Here is a 12,464-nt window from a genome sequence, read left to right on the forward strand (position 1 = left end):
CAGCAATGAGGTACGAACATCTGGTGGCGACGGCCGCCGAGGAGATTACCGAGCGACCGCGACGGATCGTCGTCGCGTTCCTCCTCCTCACGGTGGTGTTCGCGGGCGGTCTCTCGAACGTCTCGACCGAGGCGGGGACCGAGCAGTTCGCCTCCGGCATCCCCGCAGAGGAGGCACTGCAGGACGTTCAACAGGAGTTCGGGACGGCGTTCGCCGCCGACACGGGGACGACACAACTCGTCCAACGGAACCGGAACGTCCTCTCGAAGCCGGCGATGCTGCGGATGCTGCGGTCACAGGACGCACTAGAGGGGAAAGACGACCTCCGGGTCGCCGGCACCTCAAGCGCCGCGACGACGGTCGCGCTGACGCTCGACCCGACGGCTCGGACGACCGACGAACAGATTCGCGTCATCGAACAGGCGACGCCCACCGAGATCGACTCGGCGATCCAACAGAACCGGGACAACCCCGCGTTCACCGGCGCGGTGTCGGACGATTTCAACGCGAAGGCGGCGTCCGCCTCCGCGACCATCGGCGTCGTCACCCACGAGATACCCGGCCTCGGAGGGGGTGGCGGGTCGGCGGCCGGACAGAGCGGATCGAGTCCACTGACCGACGTGCAACTGCGGAGTCAGCGCGTCGTCGACACGGTCGGCGGCGACATCACCGTCTTCGGGTCGGGGATCATCTCCGCGGAGTTCGCGACTGTCATCACCGACTCGCTGCTCATCGTCACGCCGGCAGCGACGATCCTCATCGTGTTCTTCCTGATCGTCGCGTACCGCGATCTGCTCGACCTCCTCCTTGGGTCGTTCGCGCTCCTGATGGCGGTGATTTGGACGTTCGGATTCCTCGGCCTCGCGGGTATCCCGTTCAACCAGGTGATGATCTCGATCCCGCCGCTGTTGCTCGCGGTCGGTATCGACTTCGGGATTCACGCGGTCAACCGCTACCGTGAGGACCGTGCCGAAGGCCTCGACGTGGGCGCGGCGATGGACGTGGCGGTGCGGCAGTTGATCGTCGCCTTCTTCATCGTCACCGGGACGACCGTCATCGGCTTCCTGTCGAACCTCTCGTCGGCGCTGACGCCGATCCGCGACTTCGGCGCGGTCGCCGCCGTCGGCATCACGTTCACCTTCCTCATCTTCGGAATCTTCCTCCCCGCGGCGAAAGTGTACCTTGACCGCAACCGCGACCGTCTTCCCATCCCGACGTTCAGCGAGGCGCCGCTGGGTGCGGAGGGGTCGCGCCTCGCGAGCGCCCTCCGTGCGGGTGTCGGCATCGCCGACCGCGCACCTGCGGTGTTCCTGCTGTTGATCCTCGTCCTCACGGCGACCTCCGGCGTGTACGCGACCGGCATCTCCACCTCGTTCTCACAGGAAGACTTCCTCCCGCCCGAGGAGACGCCCGAGTATCTGGAGGAACTGCCCGAACCGTTCGCGCCCGGAGACTACTCTGCCGTCGCGACGCTGAACTTCCTCGAAGAGAAGTTCACCGCGAGCCAGGGGGGGTCGGTCACCATCTACGCGGAGGCGCATATGGAACGCGACACCGTGTTAGAGGAGTTGCACCGACTCGGTGACGATCCACCGAGCACGTTCGTCGCCGAGGACGGCCACGCCGACGAGCAGAGTCTCGTCAGTGTGATCCGCTCGCGGGCGGCCAGCGATCCCGAGTTCCGCCGGCTGGTGAACCGGAACGACCGCAACGCCAACGGCATCCCCGACGAGAACCTCGACGAAGTGTACGACTACCTGCTGTCGTCGTCCTCGCGACAGGCGACGCTGCAGTACCTCTCGGAGGACCGCCGCAGCACGCGGATCGTCTACCCCGCGAAGGCCGACGCCGACCAGGCCGAGGTCACCGCCGACGGCCGACAGGTGGCCGAGCAGTTCCGCGGCGACGCGACTGCGACCGGCGGCACCGTCGTCTTCCAGGCGGTGTCGGACCTCATCTTCAACTCCGCGGTCGTCAGCCTCGCGACGGCGCTGTCGCTGACGGTGGTGTTCCTCCTACTCATCTACAGCATCCTCGAGGGACTTCCCACGCTCGGCATCGCGAACACCATTCCCATCGTGTTGTCGGTGGCGCTCGTGGCCGCGACGATGCGCGTGGCGGGCATCTCGTTCAACGCCTTCACCGCGACCATCCTCTCGCTGACCATCGGCCTCGGCATCGACTACTCCGTCCACGTCGTCCACCGGTTCATCGACGAGCGGCGGAGCCACGACCTCTCGACGGCGCTCGACTTGACCGTCCGCGGGACCGGGGGTGCGCTCCTCGGGAGTATGCTCACGACGACGACCGGCATCGGCGTGTTGACACTGGCGGTGCTGTCGGTGCTCGGGCAGTTCGGGATCTTGACCGCCATCTCCATCCTCTACTCGTTCCTCGCGTCGCTGCTCGTCCTGCCGTCGACGCTGGTGTTGTGGGACCGCCTGAAGGGACACGACCCCGACCGACCGGTCGATGTCACGGAGTCGGCCCCGTTCGACTTCCTCAAGCGTGAACGGAGTACGCCGAAACCGGTTCGGTCAGACTGAAGCGACGATTGGACCCGGGGGTTATCGACGGACGGTGAACCCGGTGACGCCCTCCGGGTCGCCGTACTCTACGTCGACGTCCTCGACGATTGCGGCGGGGCTTCCAGTGTGACACCACTCGACCATCCCCTCGACGCGTTCGCGTGGCCCCTCGAACACTGCTTCTACCCGGCCGTCGTCGAGGTTGCGAACCCAGCCGTCGACGTCGCGGTCACGGGCCGTGTCTCGGGTTGTCGCCCGGTAGAACACGCCTTGCACCTTGCCGGAGACGAACACGTGTGCGCGAACTCGGTCGGCGTCGCTCATAGCAGCGGGTTCGCCGGCTTCTGAGGAAAAACCGACGGCTCGCTGGTTGCGAACAGGCGACGGCTAGCGCCCACTCCCGGCGTGTGCCGTCGCACACCCGCGTTCACTCCGGGGCTCGTCTCACAGCAACGGGGCGGCTGGGTCGGCTTCCGGGAAGAGGGTTCGCCCTGTCCCCGGCGTCGGACCGAGGGAGTCTTGGGGGTTCCGCCGGACGGGTCGCGTATGGAACTGTTCGGAACTGCCGGAATTCGCGGGAGTGCGACCGAGCGTGTCACGCCGGGCCTCGTCCTCGAGGTCGCCGCCGCGCTGGGCGCACAGGCCCGCGAGGAGGACGACCGCGAGTTCGTCGTCGGCCGCGACGGGCGCGTCACGGGCCCGGCGCTCGCGGCCGCCGCCGAGGCCGGACTCGAATCTGCCGGCGCGGACGTGCGTCGGATCGGACAGGTGCCGACGCCCGCGCTCGCGTTCGCCTCGCAGGGTCGACGTGGCGTGATGTTGACCGCCTCGCACAATCCCCCGACCGACAACGGCGTCAAGGCGTTCGTCGACGGCGTCGAGTACGGCGAGGCCGCCGAGACCGCTGTCGAGGACCTGGTCTCGGCGGGCACCTCACCAGCCGCGTGGGACGAGTGGGGCGACGGCGTCGACGAAGACGTCCTCGACGCGTACCGCCGCGCGGTCGTCTCGTACGCTCGTGAGTTCGGCGCTGACGCGGGCGACGTTCGGATCGCCGTCGACTGCGGCAACGGGATGGCGTCGGTCGCGACCCCGCAGGTGCTTCGAGACCTCGGCGTCGACGTGGTGACGCTGAACGCGACCGTCGACGGCCACTTCCCCGGCCGCGAGTCGAAGCCGACCGCCGAGTCACTGACCGACCTCCGCGAGTTCGTCCGTGACGGTGGTGCGGACGTGGGCATCGGTCACGACGGCGACGCCGACCGCATCGTCGTCGTCGACGGCGACGGCGAGGTGGTCCACGAGGACACCATCCTCGCGGTCCTCGCGGAGCGATACGTCGCCACCAGCGACGTGGACGATCCGGTGGTGGTGACGACGCCGAACGCCTCCGGGCGCATCGACGAACGCGTCGAGGCCGCCGGTGGTCGCGTCGAACGCGTGGCGCTCGGCTACCTCCACGACGGCATCGCGGCCGCCCGCGCCGACGGCGGTGACGTGGTGTTCGCCGCCGAACCGTGGAAACACATCCACACTCGCTTCGGCGACTGGATCGACGCGGTCACGAGCGCCGCCGTGCTCAGCCGTCTCGTCGCCGCCGAGGGCCTCGACAGCCTCCGTGCGCCGGTGACCGAACGGCCGTACCGCAAGGAGAGCGTTCGCTGCCCCGACGACGACAAGGTGGCCGTGATGGAGCGACTGGCCGAGACGTTGCCAGCGGCGTTCCCCGCCGCCGCGGTCGACTCCGAGTACGGCGTCCGCCTCACGTTCGACGACGCCTCGTGGACGCTCGTGCGTCCCTCGGGGACGGAACCGTACGTCCGGGTGTACGCCGAACACGACGAGGTCGACCGCTTCGTCGAGGAAGTCGTCGGCGTCGTCGAGTCTGCCGTCGAAACTGTCAACTGAGCACCGATCAAGTAACGGCGGGATTACGACGATTTTAAACGTTTCAGCGTCACGGTGTGGGTATGGACGACACTGAACGGTTCGATAGGCGGACGCTTGTCAAAGGACTCGGTGCGGCTGGCCTCGCTGGACTCGCTGGGTGTGCCGGCGGCCCCGAATCCGGCGGCGAGAGCGGCGACGGTGGCTCCGACGGGTCGGGCGACGACTCCGACAGCGGCTCCGGCGACAGCGAGGAGACGGAAGCGCAGACCGAGACTGCGACGGACGAGCCGACGAACGTCGGGATGGTGTACGCCACCGGTGGCCTCGGCGACGGGTCGTTCAACGACCAGGCCCAGACGGGCATCCAGCAGGCGGCCGAGGACTTCAACTTGGAGTTCGACGAGTCCGAGCCGGACTCGGTCTCGCAGTTCTCGACGTTCCAGCAGCAGTACGCGCAGTCGACGGACCCCGACTACGATCTGGTCTCCTGTATCGGCTTCCTGCAGGCGGACGCGCTCTCGCAGACCGCACCCGACTACCCCGAGCAGGACTTCATGATTGTCGACAGCGTCGTCGACGCCGACAACGTCCGCTCGTACACGTTCAAAGAGCACGAGGGTTCGTACCTCGTCGGTCAACTCGCTGGCCTGCTCACGAGTCAGTCGTTCTCGGCGGGCGAGTCGTCGACGCAGGGCGACTCCACGAACGTCGGCTTCGTCGGCGGCGTTGAGGGCGCACTCATCCGGAAGTTCGAGGCCGGATTCGTCGCTGGTGTGAAGGCGGCGAACTCCGACGTCGACGTGCAGACCACCTACACCGGTTCGTTCTCCGACCCCTCCGCGGGGCAGGAGGCCGCGCTGTCGATGTTCAGTTCCGGTGCGGACATCGTCTACCACGCGGCGGGGAACACGGGGACTGGCGTCTTCCAGGCCGCACGCGACGAGGGCAAGTTCGCCATCGGCGTCGACCGCGACCAGTCCGTGACGACCGACTACGCCGACGTCATCCTCGCGTCGATGGTCAAGCGCGTCGACACCGCTGTCTACAACGCGGCTGAGGCGACCGTCAACGGGAGCTTCGAGGGCGGTACTGCCACGAGCCTCGGTCTCGCCGAGGAGGGTGTCGCCAACGTCTACGGGAGCGAACTGGGCGACCAGATTCCCGACGACGTGAAGTCCGAGGTCGACGCCTCCGCCGAGGCCATCATCAACGGCGAAATCTCCGTCCCGCAGGATCCGAGCAACGTCTGAACGGCCCGCGTCGACAGCCACGCAGATTCGACACTCTTTCCGGTCGCGTCGTTCCCTGCACAGCGTCTGCTGTCGGGTGTGACTGTCCGGTTTTCTGAACAGTCGAACCCCGAAACGGGTCGTTTATCCCGGCCCCGGCAAAAGCCGGGAGCATGACGGAGGCCGTCCGCCTCGACGGGATCACGAAACGCTTCCCCGGCGTCGTCGCCAACGACGACGTCACGCTCTCGGTGGAGCGAGGGACGGTCCACGCCCTGCTCGGCGAGAACGGTGCGGGCAAGACGACACTGATGAACGTCCTCTACGGGCTGTACGAACCCACAGAGGGCGACGTGTACGTCGACGGGGACGGACTGAGCTACGACGACGGCGCGATCGCTGACGCGCCTCGTCGCTTCGCCTCGCCACGGGACGCAATCGACGCCGGCGTCGGGATGATCCACCAGCACTTCATGCTGGTCGACCCGATGACCGTCGCCGAGAACATCACGCTGGGTAACGAACCGCGCAAGTGGGGCGGTCTCGCGGTCGACCGCGACGCCGCACGCGAGGCGGTGATCGACCTCTCGGACCGCTACGGCTTCGACGTGGAACCCGACGCCGCAATCGAGGAGGTTGGCGTCGGCGTCCAACAGCGCGTCGAGATTCTGAAGGCGCTGTACCGCGGCGCGGAGATCCTCATCCTCGACGAACCGACGGCCGTGTTGACGCCCCAGGAGGTAGACGACCTCTTCGAAGTGCTGGAGGAACTGACCGACGCGGGCAAGACGGTTATCTTCATCACGCACAAACTCGGCGAAGCGCTGGAGGCGGCCGACGAAGTGACCGTCCTCCGCGACGGGAAGAACGTCGGCAGCGTCGAGACTGCGGGGACGACCCGCGAGGAACTGGCGGAACTGATGGTCGGCCGCGAGGTGGTGCTGGAGACGGACGCGCCGCCGGCGACGCCGGGCGAGCAGACCCTGACGGTCGACGGCGTCACCGCGACGGACGAACGCGGCGTCACCGCCGTCGACGACGTCTCCTTCGCCGTTCGCGAGGGCGAGGTGTTCGGCATCGCGGGCGTCGACGGCAACGGCCAGTCAGAGCTGATCGAGGTGATAACCGGCCTGCGCCGTCCCGTCGACGGGCGCGTCGAGTTGGAAGGCGCAGACGTGACCGGCGCGTCACGCCGCGATCGAACCCGCGCGGGGATGGCGTACGTTCCCGAAGACCGACAGGAGCGGGGTCTCGTGATGGACTTCGACCTCACCGAGAACGGCGTCCTCGGCTCCCAACACGACGCGCCATTCGCACAGTCGGGGCGACTCGACTGGGGATTCGCGGACGACCACGCCACGGACATCATCGAGGAGTACGACGTTCGGCCGCCAGACGCCAGCGCGGAGGCGAAGTCGCTGTCGGGCGGCAACCAGCAGAAGTTCATCGTCGGCCGCGAGTTCGCGCGTGACCCGGCGTGTCTCGTCGCCTCGCACCCGACCCGCGGCGTCGACATCGGGTCGACGGAGTTCATCCACGACCGCCTCATCGATCTGCGCGACCAGGGACGAGCCGTGTTGCTCGTCTCCTCGAAACTCGAGGAGGTTCGCGGTCTCTCCGACCGCCTCGCGGTGATGTACCGCGGGCGCATCGTCGACGTGGTCGACCCCGACGAGGTGACCGAGGAACAACTCGGCCTCCTGATGGCCGGCGAGGAACCCGAGGAGGTGCCGACGGCCGAGCGTGTCGCCGGCGGCGACACGGGCGACGCGACGGCCGACGCCGGGACGCCAGCGACCGCCGCCGACCCCGACTCGGAGGTGGCCGATGACTGACGACGGCGAGGCGGGAACGGACGCAGACGGCGGCGGGTCGTCACCACGCGAGCGTGCGTTCGACGCGCTGGATCGACTCGTGGAGGCGAGTGCGACCGAACGCCTCCTCATCTCGGGGTCGGCGCTGCTGCTGTCAATCGCCATCGGGTTCGTCCTCATCCTCGTCGCCGGACGGATGACCTCGTGTGAGTCGGCGGCGTACTCCCTGCTCGGAGTTGGCTTCTGTTACGACCCGTTCACCGTGTACGACAGCCTCTTCCTCGGCGCGTTCGGCGACTTCCTCACGAATCCGCTGAACGGCCAGTTCGCCACCACCATCTCCGAGACGACCGTTCTCGTGTTCACGGGCGTCGCCGTCGCGGTGGCGTTCAAGGCGGGCGTGTTCAACATCGGCGGGCAGGGCCAACTCGTGTTCGGGGCGCTCGGGAGCGCGGTCGTCGTGTACGCCGTCTCCGGGGCGTTCTCGGGCGTGGTCGGCACGCTCGTCCTCGTTCCGCTCGCACTCGTCATCGGTGCGCTCGTCGGCGGCCTGTACGGTGCGATTCCGGGGGCGCTGAAGGCGTATGCAGACGCGAACGAGGTGATCACGACGATCATGCTCAACTTCGTCGCCACCTCGTTCGCGCTGTATCTCGCCTCCGGCCCGTTCAAAGACCCCGACAGTTTCGCCAACCAGACTCGCCAACTCCCGGAGTTCGCGCTGTTCCCCCAACCGCTGTTCCCCGGGCGGACGGACGCGTCGATGCTCGCGCTGGCGCTGGCTATCGTCGTCGCCGTCGCCATCGCGTACCTCCTGCAGAAGACCTCCTTCGGCTACGACGTGCGCACGAGCGGGATTCAGCCGGAGGCCGCCGAGTACGGCGGCGTCGACGCCGCGCGCACCGTCGTCTCCTCGATGGCGCTGTCGGGCGCACTCGCGGGCATCGGCGGCGCGGTGTACGTCCTCACCATCGCGGGCAACTTCCAGACGGGCGTGCCCGACTACGGCTTCGACGGCATCACCGTCTCCATCCTCGCGGGCAACAATCCCGTCGGGGCCATCGCCGCCGCCCTCCTGTTCGGCGTGCTGAAGTCGGGCAGCATCATCGTCGACGTGAGTACGGACGTGCCGCCGCAGTTGGTGGGCGTCCTCCGCGGACTTATCGTCCTGTTCGTCGCGATGCCGGAGTTCTTCCGGATGATCGGCGCACGCATCGACGTGCGCGAGCGATTCGGCGGCCGTGACGCCGTCGCGACCGACGGAGGTGACGACCAATGAGCGACGACTCCTCCTCGCCGACCCGGACCGGCGTGACGGTCCTCGACGAGGTGACCGAACGCGTCACCAACCTGGGGCCGCGGGCGTCGCTCGCATTGGCGACCGTCGCTGGACTGATCCTCCTGCTGGGCGTGCTCGCACTGCTGGGTGCGGGCGACACCGTGTTCGCGGTGCTGGGGCTGATGGCGTCGAAGTCGACGCTCGCATCCGCGCTGCGCCTCTCGGTGCCAATCGCGTTCGCTGCCCTCGGCGGCATCTTCGCCGAGAAGTCCGGCGTCATCAACATCGGCCTCGAGGGCCTGCTCATCATCTCGGCGTTCGGCGGCGTGTACGCCACGAGCGTCACCGGATCGGTCTGGCTGGGTCTGCTCGGCGGCGTCGTCGCGTCGACGCTGTTGGCGCTGCTGTTCGCCGTCGTCTGTATCGAGTTCCGCGCCGACCAGATCATCGCGGGGCTGGCCATCTGGCTCATCGCCCTCGGCCTCGCGCCGTTCGCCTCACAGATCGTCTTCGGGTCGAAGAACTCCGAGACGGTCGGCACGTTCCCGAGTATGCAGGCCATCCTCTCGGACAGCGGGATTCCCGTCGTCTCGACGGTGCTGGTCGACCTGCTGGCGTCGCTGGCAGAACTCCCGTTCTTCGGGGCGCTGTTCGAGGCGTCGCCGGTCGTCTACCTGATGTTCCTCGCGGTTGCCGCCTCGTGGTGGACGCTCAACCGTACCTCGTTCGGGCGGTGGGTCCGGGCATCGGGTGAGAACCCTCGTGCGCTCGACACCGCTGGCGTCAACGTCTCGCGGGTGCGCTACGCGGCAGTCTTGCTGTCGGGCGTCCTCGCGGGCGTCGGCGGCGCGGCGCTGTCGCTGTCGCTCGGGCAGTTCGTCGGCAACGGCCCGACGATGGTGAACGGAAAGGGGTTCATCGCCATCGTCACCTACCTGCTCGGCAACTACAACCCCATCGGGGCGATGCTGTCGACGCTGCTGTTCGCGGGGCTGGATGCCCTGCAACTGTCGTTGCAGGGGCAGGACGTTCTCGCCATCCCGCGACCGCTCGTGCGGACGATTCCGTACGTCTCGGTGATCATCGTGCTGGCGCTGTTCGGCCGGACGCGACTGCCCGAGGCGGCGGGGGAGCACTACGAGTCGGGTGAGGAGTAGCGCGGCCGAGCGAACGGCGTGAACGAGGCCGCGGAAGGTCGGCGGCGCGGTCCGTGTGCCGCGCCGCCCAGAAGCACAGCGAGACGCGAGGGAGCGAAGCGACCGAGCGTCTCGGCACACGGCGGAGCGGTCCTGAGCCGCTCCGCCCAGAAGGATAACGCCGCCGGACTACCGGGGCCTCACTCACTTCGTTCGGCCCCGCACGGCTCGCGGTTCACTTCGTTCACCGCTCGTATCGGGGTCCTCCTGCGGTCGACCCCGAATAGAACGACTGGCTTTTTCACGCCCGGCGAGTGAGTGCGGGTAATGACCACACACGAACCCGATATCGTCGTCGTCGGGGCGGGGACGGCGGGCTGTTACGCGGCCGCGACCGCCGCAGATGCGGGCTACGACGTCGTCATCGTCGAGCGGAAAGACGAGGAGGAGGCGGGCCACATCGCCTGCGGTGACGCGCTGAAGGGCGCGGACAAGTTCCCCGACTCGATCCCGAAATCGGAGATTCAGCCGGCGTTCACCAACACCGGCGTCGACCACGGCCGCTTCGAGATTCCCAGCCACGACACGGTGCTGGAGATTCCGATCCCCGGCGAACTGGCCGTCATCGACCGCCTGAAGTACGGCAAACTGCTCATCCAGGGCGCGAAAGACCGCGGCGTCGACTTCCACTACGACACCGTCGTCCAGGACGTGACGCAGGCCGACGACGGCCGCGTGACCGGCGTCCGCGGCAAGCGGAAAGGAGACGTCGTCGAGTACGAGGCGGAGATGACTATCGACGCTGCGGGGGCGCTGTCCATCCTCCAGGACAAAGCCGACCTTCGCGACGCCACCTTCGACACGAACGTCTCGTTCTCGCAGTTCTGCTCGGCGTACCGCGAGGTCGTCGAGGTGCCCGAACCCGTCGACTACGACGACGCACTCGTGTTCAAGCCGACGAAACGGGCGGCGGGATACCTCTGGTACTTCCCACGCTCGTCGACGGAGATCAACGCCGGCCTCGGCTTCCAGATGAACGAAGAGCCGATGAAACTCGTCGACGACCTGAAGCAGGACATGCGCTCGCGTCCCGAGTTCGAGGGTGCCGAGGTGACGGACAAACTCGGCGCGGCCCTCCCGACTCGCCGCCCGTACGACTCGGCGGTCGCACCCGGATTCATCGCCGCCGGCGACGCCGCGGGTCACGTCAACCCCACCACCGGCGGCGGCATCGCGGGCGCGGCCTACGCCGGGAAGTACGCCGCAGAGCAGGCGATGGAGGCCATCGACGCGGGCACGGTCGACGAGGCGACGCTGTGGCAGTACAACCGACGCGTGATGGACCACTTCGGTGCTCGGTTCGCCGCCCTCGACGTGTACAACATCCTCTCGACAGCCGTCGACGTCGACGAACTGATGGGACTGATGGCGTCGCTGCCGGGCGAGAGCCTCGCGGAGGCGCTGTACGAGGGGAGCGCGTCGGTGAAGCCCCGCCTCGTCGCGGAGGTTGTCAAAGACTCCTACGGCCACTGGGGTGACATCTGGCACTTCTACAAGACGAAGCGCGCCGCCGACGAGTTGATGGCGCACTACCGGCGCTACCCGTCGCGACCGGGCGGATTCGAGGGGTGGCGTGAGGAACGCGACCGGATTATGGAGCGCGTGTACGACGTGACCGGCGCCGAGGCGAAGTACTGAGCGGCGCCGTTCTTCCACGACATCCGATTTCGAGGCGTTCGCTCGGTGGTCCGTGAACGAACAGCGACGACGAAAACCGACTGCGACGGCGATCCGATCGCCGGAATTCTCGAGACAGTTCGACGGACGCCGATCTCAGATGGCCGGGTCGGCGGTCATCTCGTTGGCCATCTCGTCACCGTCCTCACGCGACTCGAAGTAGACGTGAGCGATGGCTGCCGCGATGATCGGCCCGAACACGGCGTTCAGGACGATAGCCGAGAGGCCGGTCGTCGCGATGTCGATGCTGATTACGGCGAGCAGACCCGCTGCGATGGCCTGCAGGACGAACAGGACCAAGAACACGCCACCGAGGCGGAGGACGTTCCCGCGACCCATCTCCCACCCGGTTCGCAGCGAGTCGGCAGCGCCCTGGTCACCGAGCGTCGCGACCGCGAGGGCGGGCGAGAGCCGGACGGCGATGTACAGCCCGGGGATCACCAGCAGGATCAACCCGGCGAACACCGCGAGGCCGTACGCGATGCTCACGAGGAGCATCGTGACGTACCGCTGGCGGACGTCTGCGGCGACGGCGTTCAGGCCCCGCGCCTGCAGGCGCACGCCGTCGGCGACGACGACGTACGCCATCCCGAGGACGAACACCGTCGCGAGGAACGAGAGCAACCCCCCGGCGAAGGGGATGTAGCTGACGAGTCCTGCGAGCAGGAACAACGCGACGAGCATCGGGTTCTCGCGGACGCGGACGGCGGCCCAGCCGACGAGTTGTCGGATGCCGATTCGGTCCATCCGTTCGATAGCGTCTGTGGTGACTGTGGTAGACATGAGAGATCACGATATCCCGGCGACGGAATACCACCGTACGGATGGTGCGCTGAGGTATTAAAGACGGC

General features: G+C 67.7%; 9 protein-coding genes. 7 read left to right on the top strand and 2 right to left on the bottom strand.

From position 1 onward, the window contains the following. Nucleotides 1-5: 5 nt before the first annotated feature. The gene (locus P0D77_RS06240; RefSeq protein WP_277555395.1) at nucleotides 6-2,546 is read left to right on the top strand and encodes an efflux RND transporter permease subunit; all 2,541 of its coding nucleotides are present in this window, start codon (nucleotides 6-8) and stop codon (nucleotides 2,544-2,546) included. Nucleotides 2,547-2,567: 21 nt separating this feature from the next. Here P0D77_RS06240 and P0D77_RS06245 read toward each other — a convergent pair whose 3' ends face one another. Further along, on the bottom strand, nucleotides 2,568-2,852 hold the full coding sequence (locus P0D77_RS06245; protein WP_277555396.1) for an acylphosphatase: 285 nt from the start codon (nucleotides 2,850-2,852) through the stop codon (nucleotides 2,568-2,570). A 222-nt stretch (nucleotides 2,853-3,074) separates the two neighbouring features. Here P0D77_RS06245 and P0D77_RS06250 point away from each other — a divergent pair, with 222 nt between their 5' ends. The 6 genes from P0D77_RS06250 to P0D77_RS06275 all read left to right on the top strand — a co-directional run bounded on the left by P0D77_RS06250 (nucleotide 3,075) and on the right by P0D77_RS06275 (nucleotide 11,574). Further along, on the top strand, nucleotides 3,075-4,436 hold the full coding sequence (locus P0D77_RS06250) for a phosphohexomutase domain-containing protein (protein ID WP_277555397.1): 1,362 nt from the start codon (nucleotides 3,075-3,077) through the stop codon (nucleotides 4,434-4,436). A 62-nt stretch (nucleotides 4,437-4,498) separates the two neighbouring features. Beyond that, nucleotides 4,499-5,668 (top strand): BMP family lipoprotein, encoded by a 1,170-nt coding sequence (locus P0D77_RS06255; protein ID WP_277555398.1) that lies wholly within the window; start codon nucleotides 4,499-4,501, stop codon nucleotides 5,666-5,668. Between the two features lie 152 nt (nucleotides 5,669-5,820). Then, on the top strand, nucleotides 5,821-7,482 hold the full coding sequence (locus P0D77_RS06260) for an ABC transporter ATP-binding protein (RefSeq protein ID WP_277555400.1): 1,662 nt from the start codon (nucleotides 5,821-5,823) through the stop codon (nucleotides 7,480-7,482). After that, nucleotides 7,475-8,740, top strand: a complete 1,266-nt coding sequence (locus tag P0D77_RS06265) for an ABC transporter permease (RefSeq protein ID WP_277555401.1) — start codon at nucleotides 7,475-7,477, stop codon at nucleotides 8,738-8,740. Before P0D77_RS06260 ends, P0D77_RS06265 begins: the two co-directional genes overlap by 8 nt. Next, the gene (locus P0D77_RS06270; protein ID WP_277555403.1) at nucleotides 8,737-9,897 is read left to right on the top strand and encodes an ABC transporter permease; all 1,161 of its coding nucleotides are present in this window, start codon (nucleotides 8,737-8,739) and stop codon (nucleotides 9,895-9,897) included. The genes P0D77_RS06265 and P0D77_RS06270 overlap by 4 nt, the downstream gene beginning before the upstream one ends. Nucleotides 9,898-10,203: 306 nt before the next feature. Beyond that, nucleotides 10,204-11,574 (top strand): geranylgeranyl reductase family protein, encoded by a 1,371-nt coding sequence (locus P0D77_RS06275; protein ID WP_277555404.1) that lies wholly within the window; start codon nucleotides 10,204-10,206, stop codon nucleotides 11,572-11,574. A 135-nt stretch (nucleotides 11,575-11,709) separates the two neighbouring features. Here P0D77_RS06275 and P0D77_RS06280 read toward each other — a convergent pair whose 3' ends face one another. Next, nucleotides 11,710-12,396 carry a hypothetical protein gene (locus P0D77_RS06280; RefSeq protein ID WP_277555405.1) on the bottom strand — a complete coding sequence of 229 codons (687 nt, stop codon included), beginning with the start codon at nucleotides 12,394-12,396 and terminating at the stop codon, nucleotides 11,710-11,712. Nucleotides 12,397-12,464: the final 68 nt, after the last annotated feature.

The organism is Halobaculum limi (assembly GCF_029490015.1).
In the GTDB taxonomy this organism is placed as follows: Archaea; Halobacteriota; Halobacteria; order Halobacteriales; family Haloferacaceae; genus Halobaculum; species Halobaculum limi.